At 56.1% G+C, this 18176-nt stretch carries 11 protein-coding genes, 1 pseudogene and 1 riboswitch; of the genes and pseudogenes, 6 read left to right on the top strand and 6 right to left on the bottom strand.

The features are described 5' to 3' along the window. Positions 1-59: 59 nt before the first annotated feature. Together DB48_RS07365 and DB48_RS07360 are read right to left on the bottom strand one after the other, a co-directional pair. The gene (locus DB48_RS07365) at positions 60-1130 is read right to left on the bottom strand and encodes an efflux RND transporter periplasmic adaptor subunit (RefSeq protein WP_041509643.1); all 1071 of its coding nucleotides are present in this window, start codon (positions 1128-1130) and stop codon (positions 60-62) included. Then, positions 1127-4237, bottom strand: a complete 3111-nt coding sequence (locus DB48_RS07360; protein ID WP_041509642.1) for an efflux RND transporter permease subunit — start codon at positions 4235-4237, stop codon at positions 1127-1129. Before DB48_RS07360 ends, DB48_RS07365 begins: the two co-directional genes overlap by 4 nt. Before the next feature lie 454 nt (positions 4238-4691). Between DB48_RS07360 and ftnA the strand changes: the two genes are divergently transcribed. Further along, positions 4692-5216: a non-heme ferritin gene (gene ftnA, locus DB48_RS07355; RefSeq protein ID WP_041509641.1), complete on the top strand. Its 525-nt coding sequence runs from the start codon at positions 4692-4694 to the stop codon at positions 5214-5216. A 181-nt stretch (positions 5217-5397) separates the two neighbouring features. Here ftnA and DB48_RS07350 read toward each other — a convergent pair whose 3' ends face one another. Continuing rightward, positions 5398-8580: an EAL domain-containing protein gene (locus DB48_RS07350; protein ID WP_052813705.1), complete on the bottom strand. Its 3183-nt coding sequence runs from the start codon at positions 8578-8580 to the stop codon at positions 5398-5400. Positions 8581-8949: 369 nt separating this feature from the next. Beyond that, on the bottom strand, positions 8950-9603 hold the full coding sequence (gene ribB, locus DB48_RS07345; RefSeq protein WP_041509640.1) for a 3,4-dihydroxy-2-butanone-4-phosphate synthase: 654 nt from the start codon (positions 9601-9603) through the stop codon (positions 8950-8952). A 160-nt stretch (positions 9604-9763) separates the two neighbouring features. After that, positions 9764-9965, bottom strand: a riboswitch (FMN riboswitch). Positions 9966-10104: 139 nt separating this feature from the next. Between ribB and DB48_RS07340 the strand changes: the two genes are divergently transcribed. From DB48_RS07340 to DB48_RS07325, 4 genes and pseudogenes are all read left to right on the top strand, one after another. Next, complete coding sequence (locus DB48_RS07340) at positions 10105-12162, top strand: S9 family peptidase (protein ID WP_041509639.1); 2058 nt, start codon at positions 10105-10107, stop codon at positions 12160-12162. 31 nt (positions 12163-12193) lie between these two features. Further along, positions 12194-12457 (top strand): annotated as a pseudogene (locus tag DB48_RS07335) (GIY-YIG nuclease family protein); the annotation flags it as partial. Between the two features lie 162 nt (positions 12458-12619). After that, complete coding sequence (locus DB48_RS19670; protein WP_235375360.1) at positions 12620-13456, top strand: phosphatase PAP2 family protein; 837 nt, start codon at positions 12620-12622, stop codon at positions 13454-13456. Between the two features lie 75 nt (positions 13457-13531). Beyond that, positions 13532-14353, top strand: a complete 822-nt coding sequence (locus DB48_RS07325; protein ID WP_160290144.1) for a phosphatase PAP2 family protein — start codon at positions 13532-13534, stop codon at positions 14351-14353. A gap of 93 nt (positions 14354-14446) precedes the next feature. Here DB48_RS07325 and DB48_RS07320 read toward each other — a convergent pair whose 3' ends face one another. After that, the gene (locus DB48_RS07320) at positions 14447-15157 is read right to left on the bottom strand and encodes a hypothetical protein (protein WP_327270420.1); all 711 of its coding nucleotides are present in this window, start codon (positions 15155-15157) and stop codon (positions 14447-14449) included. A 275-nt stretch (positions 15158-15432) separates the two neighbouring features. Here DB48_RS07320 and DB48_RS07315 point away from each other — a divergent pair, with 275 nt between their 5' ends. After that, positions 15433-16233, top strand: a complete 801-nt coding sequence (locus DB48_RS07315; protein WP_041509636.1) for a class I SAM-dependent methyltransferase — start codon at positions 15433-15435, stop codon at positions 16231-16233. A gap of 76 nt (positions 16234-16309) precedes the next feature. Here the strand turns inward: DB48_RS07315 and DB48_RS07310 are convergent, their stop codons facing one another. Continuing rightward, entirely contained in the window at positions 16310-18151 is a 1842-nt protein-coding gene (locus tag DB48_RS07310) for a M14 family metallopeptidase (protein WP_041509635.1), read from the bottom strand. Between the last annotated feature and the right edge of the window lie 25 nt (positions 18152-18176).

The following is an 18176-nucleotide window of genomic DNA, read 5'->3' as shown; positions in this document are numbered from 1 at the left end:
CAACCAAAAAGCCGACACAGGTAGGACTATGTCGGCTCTACTATCTCCAAAGATATAGATTAACCGGCGCTCAGCGCCGGGTCGTCCCCCTGCACTTTTACCTGTTGGCCATCTTGCAGGGTCTCGGCGCCGCGGATCACCACCTGATCCCTGTCGCTTAGCTCGCCTTTGACGGCTATCCACTCCCCTTCACCGTCTCCTAGCTCCACGGCCACCCTTACCGCCTTATTGTCAGTATCTATCTTAAACACGAAGGCACCGGCGGAGCGCAGCACCACGGCATCGCGGGGCACTAAGGTGGTCAGTTGCTTAGGGGCGATCGGCAGGGCAAGAGACACCAGCTCACCGACGTTGAGCATATCCTGGCGCTCCAGCGGCAGGTCGATACGCGCCTCGAAGGTCTGCGAGCGCACGTCGGAAACCGGGATCAGGCTGCGGATCTTAGCGGAGAACTCTCCCAGGCCATGGTAGACCCTGAGCTCATCCCCCACCTTCACCCGGCGGCTGTGCTTTAGCGGCGCATGCAGGCGGATCTCCAGGTTGTCCGGGTCGGTAATGGCGACGATAGACTCGGCGCGGCTGATATCCTCGCCCGCCTGACGCTGACGCGCCGTGATGATCCCGGCAAAGGGCGCCTTGACCTGGGTACGGGCGATATCGTCGAGGATCATCTTGAGCTTGATCTGCGCCAGCTTGAGGTTGGCCGCCGCCAGATCACGGTCCGAGCGCGCCTTGTCTAACTCGGTTTCCGAGGCATTCTTGTTAACGATCAGCTGCTGTAGCCGCTTCAGTTCACGGTTAAGCCGCGATAGCCCCACAGTTTCATACTCTATCTGGGCCTCCTGCTGAGCCTTCTGCAATTCGAGACGCGTCTTCTCGATGCGGGCCACGACCTCGCCCGCCTTCACCTGAGCACCCGCCTCGATCACCCACTCGAGCTTGCCCTCGATACCCGAGGTCAGCTCGGCATAGCTACGGGAATGGACTGAGCCTATCACCATGATCTTGGGCGACAGGGCGCGGTTCTCAACCTGAACCACCTGCACCAGACGCTCGGGCGCCTCGCCCTGAGCCCAGCTCATGGGGCCGAAAAGAGAGAGCGCCAGCACGCCGGCAATTAAGGATCTCATGACTTCACTCCTGTGGTGGATGCGAGGGCTGGCTCATCGGCCACCCGATCAGTAACTGGAATCAACCTATGGGTCAGACGCAACAGGCTGGGCATTAAAATAAGGGTAAACAAGGCACTAAAGGTCATCCCGCCGACGATAACCGCCGCCAGGCCACGATAGATCTCGCTACCGACACCCGGCACCAACATCAACGGCAGCATGCCGAAAATCGAGGTCAAGGTACTCATGTACACGGGGCGGGCACGGGTCGCCACGGCTTGGGCGATGGCCAGGTCGATATCCGGGGTGTCCCGATAACTCTGGCGAGTCTGATCCACCAGCAAGATGGCATTGTTGACCACCAGCCCCAGCAAGATGATGAAACCTATCATGGTCAGCAGATCCAGACTCTGGAAGCTAAACAGGTTAAGCAGGCGCAGGCTCACCACGCCACCGCAGATAGCCAATGGCATGGAGAGCAAGACCAGCAGGCTATCCTTGGCCGACTTAAACATGGCCGCCATCAGCAGAAAGAGGATCACCACGGCCAGGGCAAAGTTGGCTCCCATGTCTTTGATGGTGCTGTCGAGCTTGTCGGCGCTACCACGATACATGAGGGAGCTGTTTTCCGGCAGGCTGGCTCTCAGGGTCGGCACCGCCGATTCGTTGAGTTTCTCCAGCGCCTCATCCAAGGACATATCCGCCGGCGGGAAGATCAACAGGCTGACGCTACGCTTGCCGTTAACCCGCTGCAGCTGAGTCGGTCCAACTGTGCGCTTGAGGGTCGCCAGCTCGCCTATGGTCTGTATGCCCGCCGCCTGGGTATAGACGGGGGTCGCCGACAGCTGTTCGGGCACCTGCCACTTGGGCCCCTTGAGTAGCACATCCATACGCTCGTTGCCGTCGAAATACTCGCCCACAAACAATCCAGAGGTATAGGCACGAATGGCATTGGCTATCTGTATCCTGTCGACACCGGCCTGGGCCAGGCGGCGCTCGTTAGGGATCAGCTGCAGCTCGGGTTGTGCCATGGAGAGCCCTGGGATCGGCCTGACAACCGCGCCAGGCAGCGCCTCCTGGATGAGCCCCATTCCCTTGCCTGCCGTCTCCATCAGGGCCTCCATGTCGGCACCCTGAAGGTCGATATTAATCGCTCGGCCGCCATTAAAGCCGAACTGCAGCAGGGAGCCACGGTTGGTGAAGGCCTGGGTATCGGGCAGGCCCACCAAGATCTCCTTGTTGAGCAGATCTATCATGGTATCGGCCTGAGACGGGTCTTCGGGATAGATGAAGAGCACGTTGAAGGCGCTGTACATGGAGAAGTTATAACCCTTGATATAAGGCTGCTTCTCCTTGTCATAGTAAGGCTTGAGGCGCTCGATGATCACGTCGCCCACCTCCTTCTCCAGCGTCTTCACATTGGCGCCCGGCGGCAATGCAAAGAAGGCAAATATGCCATCGGAGCGCGCCTGGGGCAGAAAGTCGGGCCTCGGCATCAGGGCAAACGTCAACAAGGCGGCCCCTATGATCAGGGTGACACACCAGAAGCTGGCGCGTTTCAAGTCGCCGGTGAGGCGCTGGACCGTGGTTGATATCCACTGCCACAGGCGACCTTTTTGCTGCCCATCTTCCTGCGAGGAGAGTTTGAGCCACAACAGGCTAAATACTGGGATCAGTGTGATGGCACTGATAAAAGAGGAGACCACGGCCACCGACAGGGTAAGCGCCAGGTCTGAAAACAGCTGCCCCTCCACCCCAGGCATAAACAGGATCGGCAAGAAGATGGCCACTGTCGTCGCGGTCGAGGCCAGCAGGGCGCCCTTCACCTGATCTGTGCCCCTGGCGATGGCCTCGCGAACAGGTGCCCCCTGCTGCAAGATACGCACTATATTTTCCTGCACTATGATAGCCGCATCCAACACCAGCCCCACGGCAAAGGCAAGGCCCGCCAGAGAGATCACGTTCAGGGTACGCCCCATCATCTCGAGGAAGAAGAAGGCGATCAACAGCGCGACGGGAATGGTCGAGGCGATCATCAGGGTCGCCCGGAAGCTGCGCAGGAAGGCATAGAGGATCACTAGGGCGAGCACCACACCTATGGCCAGGTTACCCTTCACCAGCCAGATGGCCCGCTTGATATGCACAGAGGCATCGAAGGAGAGATCCAGCACCAGCCCCGCCTCATTGAGTGGGCCCTGGTTGAGCTCGGCAATCGCCTCGTTGACGCCGTCCAGCACCTTCACCGTATTGGCATCGAAGGTGCCTTCTATCGTCATATAGTAGGCAGGATAACCATTACGCTTGGTAAAACCCTGCACTTCTGCGGTAGAAACCGCCACATCCGCCAGCTCGTTGAGGTAGATGGGGCGCCCCTCGTTATAGGTGACGATGAGATTGCCCAGGTTTTCCGGCGTGTACTGACCAATGAAACGCACCGTATATTGGCGACGCCCCACATTGGCGGTACCGCCCGAGATATCCGCCGCCCGTGAGAGGGTGCTGCGCAGTTGATCTAGGGTTATCCCCAACGCCGCGGCGCGGTAGGGGTCGAACTCTATATGCAGCTCTTTCGGCAGGCGGCTTTGCAGTCGCACCGAACCGACACCGGAGATCAGCCTCAGCCTGGGCTCCACCACGTCGTCGATCAGCTTTTGGTATTGGGCAAAGTCGGTGGCCGGATTGTCCGGCGCCATACGGATCAGCAGGGAGGCCAGATTCGGCGCACCGTTACCCCCGCCGACATTGATGAAGGGCTCGTTGGCGTCCAGCGGCCGCGGCGGCGTCTGGTTGAGGGCGTTGATCACATTGATCATCCCCGCCTGCATGTCGCTGCCCACCTCAAAGGTGAGTGTGATGCCGCCAAAGCCCTGAGAGATGTTGGAGGTCATCTCCACCACTCCCGGCACCTGGCGTAACACATTCTCCTGAGGCTCTATGATGTTGGATTCCATCTCCTGTGGCGCCGCCGAGCGCCAGTTGTTGAAGACAGAGATCTGCGGCCGCTGAATGTCGGGCAGCAGCTGAATCGGCAACTTGCCTATGGCTAACACGCCGAATATCGCGATCAGCAGCAGCGCCACTAAGGTGCCGGCAGGATTACTCGTGCTTAATTTGGTGAGGTTCATCGGTTGTCCCACCCCTGGCGCTAAGACTCGGCCGGGGTCATGAGATTAAATTCTTGACCCTAAAGCCTAGAGACAAAGTGTTAATAAATCCGCATGATTTGGTTAGCAAATGTAACAATTGAGCGAAGACTCCCTTAACCAAGCCATTAACGATAATTATTTGCATTTAAAAACATTGAGTTAAGTAAAGATGGTTGCAATTCGCCGGGGGGTTAAACACAATAAAAAGGGCCTGTACTTTCCTGTTTGTTTTTGCCGCAGTTTGAAGATGATCGATACGAGGCAGAGCCTGAATCCTGTCGTTATTCTGCACAAACTGGCGATAACGCAGCAGCAATGGCCTACAAACGCTGCCCAAAGGGTTCATCTAAACCCGTTTAGATCGCACAAAAAGTAAACCTGAAAGATAAACAGGCCCTAAGCAATTAGAAATAGCCCAATTAAGGAAGTAACTATGCTGGCACAAACGATGATAGATCAGTTGAACGCGCAAATTAATGTGGAGTTCTTCTCCTCTAACCTCTACCTACAGATGAGCGCCTGGTGTGAAGACAAGGGCTTTGAGGGTGCCGCAAAATTTATGCGTGCTCACGCCGACGAGGAGATGCAGCACATGCATCGTCTATTCACCTATGTCAGCGAAACCGGTGGCATGCCGCTGCTGGGGGCGATCGAGGCGCCTCAGTCACAGTTCGAATCGCTGCTTGCCCTGTTTGAATACACCTATGAGCATGAGCAGATGATCACAAGCAAGATCAACGCCCTGGCTCACACCGCCTTTACCAATCAGGACTACTCGACCTTCAACTTCCTGCAATGGTATGTGTCTGAGCAGCACGAAGAGGAGAAGCTGTTCAAGTCTATCGTCGATAAGATCCGTCTGGTAGGCGAAGATGGCAAGGCGCTATTCTTCGTCGATAAAGATCTGGCACAGATGGCTCAGCAGGAGTCTGCCAGCGTAATGACAGTCGGCGAATAAGCCTGATGCGGGGCATAGCGCCCCGCCTTCAACTCCCCCACAGGACTCACCCCACAGAGCTGAACCAATAGACCTCACCCCAAAGGCGCTCGCCTAATTTGGTTAAGATGACGCTTACCAGTAACCACTGGTAAATAGCTGCCGATCACAAACCTAAATGATTACTGCACAGAGGTCGGTCTCACCCTGACAATGCGTTGCAGCAAGGGCTCGAGCTCGTTCCAGGCATAGGCTTGGCAACAAGATAGCCCTGCACGAAATCACAGCCTAATCCCTGTAGGAAGCTACGTTGAGGCTCACTCTCCACCCCTTCGGCCACCAGGCGCATATCCAGACTCTGTCCCATGGTGATGATCGCCTTGATCAGGTTGGCATCGGCCCTGTCTTCCAGCATGTTGTCGACGAAGCTCTTGTCTATCTTGATCACTGAGATGGGGAACTGCTTTAAATAGCTCAATGAAGAGTAGCCGGTGCCGAAATCATCCAGATAGATCTCGACCCCCAGATGGCGAATCGCCGTCAGCGCCGCGAGGGATAGCTCGGTATCGGCCATCAGCATCGACTCGGTGATCTCTATATGGATATATTGAGGCGCCACATCATACTTCTGCAGCAGGCCGTTGAGCATACAAGCGAAATGGCTTGGGTCGCCATGGGCGAGCTGGCGGCCAGAGACATTGATCGCCATGTTGATCATAATTCCCTGGTTATGCCATTGGCGCAGGTCCCGCAGCGCCTGCTGGATCACCCACTCTCCGATAGGCTCGATCAGCCCAGTCTCCTCGGCGATGGGAATAAATTCATCGGGGGGAACCAAGCCCCGCTGTGGATGCCGCCAACGCAGCAGGGCCTCGAGGGCGATACCTTCACCACTGCTGGTATCGACAATCGGCTGATAATGCAGGCAAAACTCATGTTGCAACACGGCGCTGCGCAGCGACTGCTCCAGGGTAATACGTGCCAACATGTTGTTGTTCATATCGGGCGAGAAGTAACCGAAGCAGTTGCGGCCATCTTGTTTTGCCTGATACATGGCGGTCTCGGCATTGCGGGTCAGCACCTCGACGCTAGTGCCGTTGCTGGGGTAGCAGCTGATACCGACGCTGGCGGAGATCAGCAACTCGTTGCGATTGATGCCGAAGGGCGATGACAGGTGCTGCAATATCTGCTGCGCCCGCTGCTCTATCTCGCCCTGATGTTTGGTGTGCCCCATGACCACCACAAACTCATCGCCGCTGAGCCGCGCCACGAAATCGTGCTGTTCCAGCAGGGCTTCCAGCCTGGCCGCCGCCACCTGCAACAGCTCGTCACCCACAGCATGGCCATAAATATCATTAATGTACTTAAATCTGTCCAGATCGATGAAGAGCACGGCCACAGCGCAGCAACGCTGCTCCGCCAGCTGCAGCATCTGCGACAGGCGCGAGGTATAGAGCTGACGATTAGGCAGGTTGGTCAGGGCATCATAGTTGGACTTGTACCAGATATCCTGTTCGTACTTCTTACGATTGCTGATATCCAGGAAGAGGCCGATATGCTGTACCACCCGACCCTTGTCATCCTTCACTACGGTAATGGCCAAGTATTCGGGATAGATCTGGCCATTCTTCCGCTTGTTCCAGATCTCCCCCTGCCATTTGCCATACTGCTTGAGCGACTGCCACATCTGCTCGTAGAAGTGGTGAGGCTGCTGATGAGAATTAAGGATCGCCGGGCTGCGCCCCTTGACCTCCGCCAGGGTATAGCCTGTGATCTGGGTAAAGGCGGGGTTCACCGCCTCGATCAGGTTGTCCTTATCGGTGACCACTATGCCTTCGGCGCAATATTCATACACGGCCGAGGCCAGAGATAGCTCTCGATTGGCCTTCTGACGCTCGCTCAACATGGCATTGAGCGCCATCGCCATCTTGGCCACCTCGTCTCGCCCATCGACAGGCACAGACAACTCAAGCTGTGTATTCTGCGCCATGCGTTGCATCAAGGAGGCTATGGTGCCGATACGGGTCACCAGGTTGTTGACAATGAGGCGTCCCAAGACGATCAAGAACAGAAAGTTACACATGGCTGCCATGATACCAAGCACCAAATAACCCAGCGCCTCACGCCCCTGGCGCTCCACCAACAAGGCAATATTGCCACTCAAGATCAGGCTGGCCTGATTCATCTGGCTCAAGGACTCGCTGGCCAAGGCCCACCAGGCTTCGCTGGTCACCGCAGGGGGTTGATGCTGTAACAGCGACAGCGCCTCCAGCATAGGCTGCTCTTCCCTGACTAGCGGCAAGGGCCCGGTATTACCCGACAACTTATGCTGGCGCTGAGCGTATATCGCCTCACGATATTGCGACACGGCGTTGGCAATTTGCTCTAACGCCTTACGCTGTAGCGATGTCACATAGGGTAACCCCTGTGCCTGACGCAGCGATTCCTGTATCGCCTGACGATCCTCTTCGAACAGCGTAATATTGGACGCCTCGCCTCCGAGCAGGTAATCCTGGAAGTGATCGATCAGGCCACCATACCCCAGCCTTTCCCGGATTCGATTGGCGAGCAGGATCAGGTTCACCTGCCCCCTCACCCGCTCCTTCATCAGGGCCAACTCCTGGGTCGCTTCATTGTCCAGGGTCTCCTGGATAAGCACGAGATCCGCCATGGAGGTCGTGGACAACAACTCATGAAAGGCATCGTTAAGCTCATTTTCCATCGAATAACCAGCAAGATAGGACTGATAATCCAGGCTATCGGCCGACAGCAGCCGGTTCAGCAAGTCTCTATCCTTGCCCGCCAGCTCCTGTAATTTAAGCATATGGATGAGATCGTTATAGGCCTTGGCGAGCAGGGTATTTTGCACCTGAGACTGGATCTGGGAGATGAGCACTAGGAGGTGCTGGGTGAACTCGCTGTAGAAGCTGAAACTGCCACTCTCCTTGAGCCTATCGACATCCTGACGCACCTCCTCTAGCCTCGCCGCGAGACTATGAATGGTATCGACACTCTGTTGTAGGTTGACGCTGGGTCTGTCTATGTCGCTCAGGGAGAGATGCAAGTTGGCAATATTGGGAGCATCGAGCAGCTCCTGAAACGCCTTTTCTGTCTGACGCCGCTGGGTCTGCAGCCGGCGCTCAAATCGCTCCCCCTTGCTGGCAATAAAACCGGCCGACAGGCCGCGTTCGTTCTGCAGGGCATAGATGAGCTTCTGGGTCTGCTCTGTGATCATCACCCCAAGGGCATTACGCTGAGCCGTCTGCTGCCGCTCGATCAGATCGAACATGCGCAAGCTGCCGAAGATCAGCAGCAACAACATGGGGATAGTCGCCAGCAAGATTAATTTCTGGCTCAGACTATACCGGTTCAGCATAGATGACATCTAAAGCGCTCCTTGCTCGACAATCACAAAAGCAGACACGAGGGAATTAGGGTCTGAGAGTAGTAACATAGCCTAAGGCCCGGCGTCACACCTATTTAACCAAAGTCTAATCTAGGTCACGAAATTGACGGATCTATGGCTAAATATTCAATAAGCCTTTATTTTTTATTAACATTTAAATTGGTATGAAGATTTGGCGAGAACGACTTTTGGCTCCAGGTACCTAGGCTGGCACAGGTTTTGACACACAAGAAGACGATTAACAGGGAGCTTTTTGTGCTCTTTAAATAAACAAAGAGCCAATATATGGCTCTTTGTTCATCATAGATACTCAATAGAGTCCACAAATGTGAACCGACGAGCGTCTAATTAGCTCGCCTGTTCGAGTAGCGACTTACGATAGCAGACGATATCTTCGATGGTCAGCACAGGCATCTTATGCTGCTCGCCGAAGGCAATGATCTCAGGCAGACGGGCCATGGTGCCATCGACATTGGTCACTTCACACAGCACACCGGCCGGCTTGAGCCCGGCCAGTTTCATCAGATCGATCGTACCCTCGGTGTGGCCGCGACGAGTCAATACGCCACCGGGCTGCGCCCGTAGCGGGTAGACATGGCCAGGACGCGCCAGATCGCTCGGCTTGGCATCATCGGCAATGGCGGCCTTGATGGTCGTCACGCGATCGGCCGCCGACACCCCTGTGGTTACCCCTACCTTGGCCTCGATGCTCACGGTAAAGGCGGTGCCATACTGGCTGGAGTTGTCTGCCACCATGGGCGGGAGATCCAGCTGTTTCACGCGCTCGTCGGTGAGACAGAGACAGACGATGCCGCTGCATTCACGGATCAACAGTGCCATCTGTGCCTGGGTCAGGTGTTCTGCACTATAGATAAGGTCCCCTTCGTTTTCACGATCTTCATCGTCGACCACCAGCACGCCTTGACCGGCTCTTAGCGCGGCTAAGGCAGCTTCGACACGAGTGATGGCATCACCAAAGGGAGAAAGTAGAGACTGATTCATGGTTAAATCCTTAGTAAGACTAATAAAATGGTTTTTCCAGAATCAGGGCATACAGAAAATGGCGCGCCTTGAGATAAAATTATCTCGGCTCGCCGAATAAGAGGTGTGCAGGCACGAGAAAAGCAGAGGCTTGGCCTCATCTTCTCGCGGTCACGCTATCTTATATTCTCTTTCATCCGGACTTAGTGCACTAGGTGCTCATTACCGTCGGCTCTGGAATAGATGGCTTGGCGCGCACTTCACCAGATCTGCTGACCCTAGTTGCAAACTAATACCTAGATGCAAATAGGCGCTCGCGGGCTGACAACCCGAATGGATTGATCACCGCCGGTGGGGAGTCTCACCCCGCCCTGAGAATGTACTCTCCGTCGATGGAAAGCGTGGCTATGGTGCGCCTAAATCCATCAAAGTACAAGCGTCAGGGGTGACAAATATAAGCCAGATCACCTAAGCTCTTGCTCCAGCACCCGCTCACTTTCGACTCAGAATAAGGTCAGTCCTATGTCAGGGATAATTCCTCCTATCGCCCGCAAACAGCCTCATGTACTCAAGCACCATGGCGATGAGCGTATCGATGACTACTATTGGCTTAGGGACGATGACCGTCAGTCCCCCGAGGTGCTGGCGCACCTAGCGGCGGAAAACCGCTACCATAAGGCCAGCTTCGCCCCCTTCGAGTCGTTGCAACAGACACTGTTTCAGGAGCTGGTTGGCCGTGTGGACAAGGATGAATCCAGCGTCCCCTATCGCTGGCATGGGCATTGGTACTATAAGCGCTACCGTGGAGACGACGAGTACCCCCTGTTTGGCCGTAAGCACGCGTTAGAGGGCGAAGAGCAGCTGCTGTTAGATGCCAACGAGCGCGCCGAGGGTAAGGAGTTTTATAGCCTGGGCGGCTTGAGCGTCAGCCCAGACGAAACCTTGCTGGCGATCAGTGAAGACACCCTGAGTCGCCGCATCTATACCATCCGCATCAAACGACTCGACCAAGAGAGCTGGCTCGAGGACAGTCTAACCGACACAGACGGCGAAATCGTCTGGGCCAACGACAACAAACACCTCTTCTATATCGCCAAGGATCCGCAAACCCTGCTGGGCAACCGTGTCTATTGCCACCGTTTGGGCGATCCCCAGGCTAATGACCGTCTGGTTTATCAGGAAACAGACGACAGCTTCTATCTGTCGATCGGCAAGAGCCTGGATGAGTCGCGCATCCTGCTCACTCACGAGAGCACGCTCACCAGCGAGGTCTCTGTGTTGGATGCCCATCAGGCCGAGGGGCACTTTAAGCCGCTGCTGCCGCGGGAGACGGGCCACGAATATTCGGTGGCCAAGCGGGGCGATGAGTATTACATACTGACCAATTGGCAGGCGGTAAATTTCCGGCTGATGAAGGCGCTCGAATCGAGCTTCGCCGACAAGCACAGCTGGCAGGAGATACTCCCGGCAGACGAGTCACGGCGCCTGGAAGATCTCCTGGTACTGAAAGACTATCTGGTGGTGCAGTATCGCCAGCAGGGACTGAGCCAGATCCTTATACAGCCCAACGACGCCCCGGCCTATGAACTCAGCTTCGACGATGCCGCCTACGTGGTAGGCCTGGACGTTAATCCGACTCAGGACAGCCATTATCTGCGTATCTACTATGCCAGCCCGTCGACGCCGGAATCCATCTACCAGGTGGATCTCACCCAGGCGACGGCGAGGCAACTGCTGAAACAGCAACGGGTACTCGGCAACTTCGATAGCCAGCACTACCAGACCGAGCGACTGTTTATCGACGCCCGAGATGGCGCCAAGGTGCCCGTAACCCTGGTCTATCGTAAGGACAGATTCCGCCAGGACGGCAGCAACCCCTTGTATCAGTATGGCTATGGCGCCTACGGCTACACCATAGAGCCCGACTTCGACAGTGCCATCCTTAGCCTGCTGGATCGCGGCATCGTCTATGCCGTCGCCCATATTCGCGGCGGCGAGATGCTGGGCCGCCCCTGGTACGACGCCGGTCGCCTGATGCAGAAACAGAACAGTTTCAATGACTTTGTCGATGTCACCCAGGCCCTGGTGAAGCTGGGTTACTGCGCCCGGGATAAGGTGGTCGCCAGTGGCGGCAGTGCCGGAGGCCTGCTGATGGGTGCGGTGATCAATCAGGCGCCGCAACATTATCTCGCCGTGGCGGCGCACGTTCCCTTCATCGATGTGGTCACCACCATGCTGGACGAGTCCCTGCCCCTCACCACCAACGAATATGACGAGTGGGGTAACCCGAATCAGGCCGAGGCCTACCGCTACATGTTGAGCTACTCCCCCTACGACAACATCTGCCGCCAGGCCTACCCACACCTGCTGGTCACCACTGGTCTACATGACTCTCAGGTACAGTATTTCGAGCCCGCCAAGTGGGTGGCTAAACTAAGAGAGTTCAAACAAGATGACCATCTATTACTGTTTCATATCGACATGGAGGCAGGTCACGGCGGTAAGAGCGGCCGTTATCGCCACTATGAAGATACCGCCGAAGAGTATGCCTTCTTCCTCGGCCTGTTAGGGCTGGCCTAAGATGACACAAGAAGCGATGAGCACAGGGCCTTGGAGCCTCTACATGATCCGCTGCGCCAACGGCCACATCTACACGGGGATCACCACAGATATCGATCGCCGCTTCAAGGAGCATAGTGACAATGGCCCCAAGACCGCCAAGTATCTCAGGGGCAAGGGGCCGCTAACCCTGGTCTATCGAGAGCGGGTCGGCAGTCGCTCGGCAGCCCTGAAGCGGGAGATCGCCGTGAAAAGGCTCACAAAAGCGCAAAAAGTTGCCCTAATACACTTTGATTCAAATGATGAAAACCCTTAGAAAATGCAAGGGAAAGCAGCTGTAAATCATAGGCTAAAGCCAGAACAAACCAGAGCGCCTCGGCCCAACAAGATGTAAACCCAGGTTTTACATTGGGTTAAACGCCTTTACTTACCCATAACAAACCACTATCGTAGGCGGGCGCGTTTATGTGGAAAGACTATGAATTTACAACTACAAGCAAAGGCGATGGGAATGCCTGCGCAAGACAAGTACCAGGGACGCGGCTTTATTGGGTTACTCTTGTTTCTACTTTGTCTACACCTCTTAGTGTTAGACACCTCGAACAATCTATCCCTATTTAGATTCTTTAACGGCATTGCGGCCTACGCTCCCGCCGATCTCCTCCTGCTGATCACAGATCTCGGCAATGGCGTCACCCTAGGGGTGATCACCCTCTGCTGCCTGGTGAAACGTCCGGAGCTCCTGCTCAGGGTCGTCATCGCCAGCGTGCTGTCGCTGATCATAGTGCCCCTGCTGAAGCAGACCTTCGACGCTCCTCGTCCGGCCGTGTTGCTGGAGACGCTCAATATTGTCGGCGAGATCCGCCTGAAACACAGTTTCCCTTCAGGCCATACCGCCACCGCCTTCCTGTTTGCCGGCACCCTCTTCTTCGCCTTTAGGCAGACGCAGATCAAATGCCTGGCAATCGGCTTCGCCAGCCTGGTGGGGCTATCGCGTATCGTTGTCGGTGCGCACTGGCCACAGGATGTGATCATGGGCGCCTTCGTCGGCCTCTTCTGCGCCTACGCAGCGGCCCATTGCCCTCTGGTCAAGCTAAGCCAGTTACACAAGGCGCTGATCATGGCCTTCCTCTGGTTGGTACTCGTGATATGCGAACTGGATAAGAGTTTCGATAAAGATCTTATCTGGCCGATACTCATGCTCAGGTGGGGCCTGATCGCCACTGCCGCTATGTTGATCTGGCGCGAATATGGTGCCATGTATCGCACCAAGGCGTTGGCAGGCATTGCAAGGTTAACCACCCAAAAGGCGTAAGACTTTCACCAAGATTCACGCTTTCTTCACACTTAGGAGCCTACACTGGGGACTCCTAAGATGAAGAGGTGTGCCATGTTCAGACTGACCCAGGCTCAGAACACCAGGGAAACCTCCCTGACGATGACCACAGATCGCAGCCGCTATGGCGCCCTGCTACTGCTGGTCAGCATGCTGCTGCTCCTCTGCCTGAATCAGGTTCTCAACCTTAACCTCTTTCATGCCATCAACGGCCTCTCGCCCAGGGTGCCACAGTGGCTACAGCTCGCAATTACAGATCTCGGCCACGGCAGCACACTGGGCACTATCGTACTCATCTGCCTGCTGCGTCGCCCCGAGCTGATGCCGCGAGTGCTAACCGCCAGCCTGCTGTCGATGATCTTAATCCCCCTGCTGAAACAATATTTCGATGCCCCCAGACCGGCGGCGACCCTGGACTTTCTCTATATCGTCGGCGAGACACGCCTGCACCACAGCTTTCCCTCGGGCCACAGCACCAGCGCCTTCCTGTTTGCCGGCACCTTACTCATGGTCATGCAAGACAAGAAGAGCAAGTGGGCGTTGCTGATGGGGGCTGGCATGGTGGCACTGTCGCGCATCTTGGTGGGTGCCCACTGGCCGGTAGACGTGCTGGCTGGCGCCTTATTGGGACTGAGCTGCGCCTACGTCGCCTCCTATATACCCTTGGTGCGGATGTCGCCTAAGCGTTGGGGAATAATGGCAGGCGTATTGCTGATCACCCTGCTGGCATGCCAATACAAGGAAACCTCTCAACAGATGGCCTGGCAGATCATCGGCCTGCGATGGGGACTCCTGCTGCTGGCCAGCATCTTGGTGATCCGCCAATATCTGCAAGCTCGCCAGCCTTTGGCGCCGCGTAAGCTAGCCAGAGCCTGACCCCAGGTTTCAGCTTGAAAAGGGTGGGCATCGGCTAATCCACAGGTTCACCAAGGAGCCCGAGATTAGCCTCTGCGCCGGGAAGTCCTGGCCCTAGTCTATGCTGACCTGACCCTGAATCTTGTCGAAGCTGAGGCTGCCTGAACCTGCGTCTATGATGTGAAGCCCCTGGGTGTCCACCACACTAATGCCGCCCGAGCCATCGTCTATGGTGACCTTACCTTTGATCCCTCTAACCTCTATGGCACCCGAGCCGTCATCGATCTCCACATCCCCCTGTACCGATGCGATAGTCAGGCTGCCTGAGCCATCCTTAACCTGAATATCACCGGCCACATTGGTGAGCGTGATGCTGCCCGAGCCGTCGTCTATGGTGAGCTTGTTGCCGCCATCTATCTCTATGGCGCCGGAGCCATCTTCAATCTGCATGTCAGCCTGCACGCCGCGGATCACTATGCTGCCCGAACCATCGTGAATATCCAGCATCATATCGGCTGGCACCTTCACCATAAGATCTATGTAGGGCGACTGACCATTTGAGAAGCTCATGCGATGAAAGCTGTCGAAGTTGGCCACCAGCTTGGCCTTGCTGCCACTACGGGTGAGTGTCAACTCGGGCTCGGCGCCATCATAACCATAGATGTCGGCGTCTAGGGTGATCTGCTCAACCGAGGCATCGCCCACTATCTTCAGGCTACCTGCGCCCGTATCGGCGACCAGGGTATCTAGCGATTCGGCCTCCAGGGTCAGCTGTGTCTGCTTGTGATAATCGAAGTTGTCCCTACCCGCACTGTTCACATTCACAATGCATCCTGTGAGTCCGAGTACCAGAGCCGTCACCATAGTTATTGCGCGAGCCAACATAAAAACCTTCCTTATTCTTTATTAGAGTCATTCGTCACGCCTCGAAGCGGCGTCTTAGATAGCCCAACTAAGCAGATAGCATGCCAATAAGTTATCTTATTGTTTTTAATGTGTTATTGTTATGTTTGCACGATTTAAGGATGGTGACATCACCACCTGGTTCGTGGGATTAGTTACTATTTAGTGAAATACTTCATCAACTTATGAGGCGCCCAGTGGATTACTTAACCCTAAATCGAACGGCCTGGAATCACAGAACCTTAGAGCACCTAGCATCCAGCTTTTACGATGTAGAAGGCTTTCTCTCCGGCAAAAGCTCCTTGCAGGAGATAGAACTGGCAGCGCTTGAGGTGGAAGGGAAAAGCCTGCTGCATCTGCAGTGTCATTTCGGCCTGGACACCCTCTCCCTGGCACGCCTGGGCGCCGAGGTGACCGGCGTCGATCTGTCCGATACCGCCATTCATCACGCCCAGCAGCTGGCTAAGGCCTGCGGACTGGAGGCCAATTTCATCTGTAGCGATGTTTATCAGGCTGGTGCTCAACTGCAACGGCAATTCGATATGGTCTACACCTCCTATGGCGCGCTCTGCTGGCTACCTGATCTACGGCGTTGGGCCGAGCTGGTCCATCAGTCACTGTTACCGGGAGGCCAGTTTTATATGGTGGAGTTTCATCCCGTGCAGGCGATGATGGAGGGTTACAGCTACTTCGCCCAGCAGGCACCAGATGTTGAGGAGGAAGGCACCTACACGGAAAATGCCAGCGACACGAAACACACCATGGTGACCTGGCCTCACTCGTTGGCCGACGTGATAGGGGCGCTCATCCAAGCCGGGCTCAGGATAGACGGGATTGAGGAGTTTCCTTTCAGTCCCTACGACGCCTTCGACAATCTGGTGACAGGCGAGAGCCTGGGGCTGACCAGCGACAGACCCAGGTATTATCAACTGCATCAGGGCAAGCCGATCCCTATGGTCTACAGCCTGTCGGCCAGCAAGCCAAAGGCACCGGAGTAACGCCTCGTTAGTCAGACCCAAACATACAGGCCCGAATAAACAGGCATAAAAAAGCAGGCTAGGCCTGCTTTTTGGTTTAATCCCTTAGCACGGGATAGACACCGTACTGCTTGTCGTAATAGGGACTGCGCTCATAGAACCAGCGCAGTCTCGCCTCGGCATCCTTGGCAAACTCAGGATCCCTAAGCGCCGCCTCAAACTCGGCCGCCAGGGCGGGATCTTCTTCGAGCATCTTGGTCGCCAGCGGCTCTACCGCATAGTGCTCGATATATTCGGTGCGGGTAAAGATGGGATTGAAGAAGCCCCACTGCAGCAGCGAATCGGGCGACTGCGGCTCCAGCAGGAGAATCGCCAGATCGCCGAGCGGCTGATGAGTGCTGATCTTCACAGTGCCCACCGGTAGCGCCACCTTAGTCTTATGGCTGGACACAGGGGCGGAGACCCGCTGACGCCCCTCGTAATCCTTGGCATCAAAGGCCGGCTCACCGAATCGATATTGGGTCAGGGTGAGTGTCTTGGGCTGCTCCAGGCGCGTCATGCGGATACCGTGAATACTCAGGCGCTCGATCACTGCCTGCCACTGGGGCGGAATATAGTATGCCTTGGGGCGATTCACCTTGATGTCGGCACGGGTCTTACCCTTCACGGGCAGGTTCTCGTACAGCTTGGGCTCGCCGGTCCAGCGCACCACTGTCTCGCCGCTGATGGGGCTCTGCTCCAGGCGGTAGTCTATCCCTTTAAAGTCCCAGCCCTTTGGCTGAGTCTCCGATTGCCAGGTGAGTGTGATGCGGTCGCTATAGCGATAGCTGTCCTGCTTGATGGCGCTCCGCAGCGCCGTGCCCTGCTCGCCCAGCACCTCTAGGGTCGAGGCCAGCATCACATAGGTGCCCAGAACCCGCTGCTTAAAAGGCTTGAGGCTGTGATTCTCGATCAATATGGTCGGCAGATGGCGGGCGTCACCATAGCCGTTCGAGTAGCGTGGACTGGCGTTCCACAAAGATAAGCCCTGGCTCAAATCACGATTGTCGAGGGCGAAGACTAGGGGGCCGGGGACATGCCCCTGGGCGCTAAGCGCCTGTTCCACGCGAGGACGATACTTATCATTAAGCCAGCGATAACTGGCGGGGCTCAGGCCCTGGGCCAAGTTATAGCCGAAGGTGATGTCATACTGATAATCGATACCGTCGGTGACATGCACATCGATATAGAGGTCCGGCTGCCAACGATTAATCGCCGCCAACATATGTTGCATCTCTAGGGTATCTGCCTTGGCGTAGTCACGATTGAGGTTAAGGTTGTTGGACGTGGTGCGCCAGCCCATATCCACCGGGCCAAGCTGGTTGACCCGGTTATACTGGCCGCTGCGCTCGTGGGCATCGACGCTGAAGATAGGCACAAAGAGTAGGTTCGCGCCGCTTAAAAGCGCCTGCTTATCACCCATGACCATGTCACGCAGCAGCATCATGCCCGCGTCCTTGCCATCTATCTCACCCGAGTGGATCCCCGCCTGCACCAGCAGGGTCGGCTTGCCGTTGGCTTGTAACTCTGCGGGCGTCGCACCGCCCTCCTCGCTCGCCACTATCATCCAGATATCCCGCCCCTGGGGGCTCTTGCCCAGGGAGACCTTGTGCAGCTTGTCGCTGGTAGCCAGCAGCTTATCGAGCCAGACGAAGGTATCTTCATAGCTGGGACTGGTTTTCAGGCCTCCCAGCTCGAAGGGCGTCGCCCAAGGGTCATCAGGCATGCGTAGCAAGGCCTCGCTGGCCCCCTGCCAGGTCATGCTCGGCGGCAAGATGGCATCGTTAACATAGGTCTTATTTAGCGAGATTTGGGCCGGTTGAGGGCCGTCGGTTTCGGCCATGGCGGAGCTGCCAAGGGCGGCGAGACAGAGGAGCGTAGCGCGAGAATATAGGGACATCTTAGGTTACCTAACGGCTTATTAT

Origin of the sequence: Shewanella sp. cp20, from assembly GCF_000832025.1 — a bacterium.
GTDB lineage: Bacteria > Pseudomonadota > Gammaproteobacteria > Enterobacterales > Shewanellaceae > Shewanella.
The sequence above is the reverse complement of the archived record's forward strand: the minus strand, read 5'-3'. Positions and strand labels throughout refer to the sequence as shown.

Coding starts and splice junctions, on each gene's coding strand:
- DB48_RS07365 (WP_041509643.1), bottom strand. CDS start 1,130: ATGAGATCCTTAATTGCCGGCGTGCTGGCGCTCTCTCTTTTCGGCCCC.
- DB48_RS07360 (WP_041509642.1), bottom strand. CDS start 4,237: ATGAACCTCACCAAATTAAGCACGAGTAATCCTGCCGGCACCTTAGTG.
- ftnA (WP_041509641.1), top strand. CDS start 4,692: ATGCTGGCACAAACGATGATAGATCAGTTGAACGCGCAAATTAATGTG.
- DB48_RS07350 (WP_052813705.1), bottom strand. CDS start 8,580: ATGTCATCTATGCTGAACCGGTATAGTCTGAGCCAGAAATTAATCTTG.
- ribB (WP_041509640.1), bottom strand. CDS start 9,603: ATGAATCAGTCTCTACTTTCTCCCTTTGGTGATGCCATCACTCGTGTC.
- DB48_RS07340 (WP_041509639.1), top strand. CDS start 10,105: ATGTCAGGGATAATTCCTCCTATCGCCCGCAAACAGCCTCATGTACTC.
- DB48_RS19670 (WP_235375360.1), top strand. CDS start 12,620: ATGAATTTACAACTACAAGCAAAGGCGATGGGAATGCCTGCGCAAGAC.
- DB48_RS07325 (WP_160290144.1), top strand. CDS start 13,532: ATGTTCAGACTGACCCAGGCTCAGAACACCAGGGAAACCTCCCTGACG.
- DB48_RS07310 (WP_041509635.1), bottom strand. CDS start 18,151: ATGTCCCTATATTCTCGCGCTACGCTCCTCTGTCTCGCCGCCCTTGGC.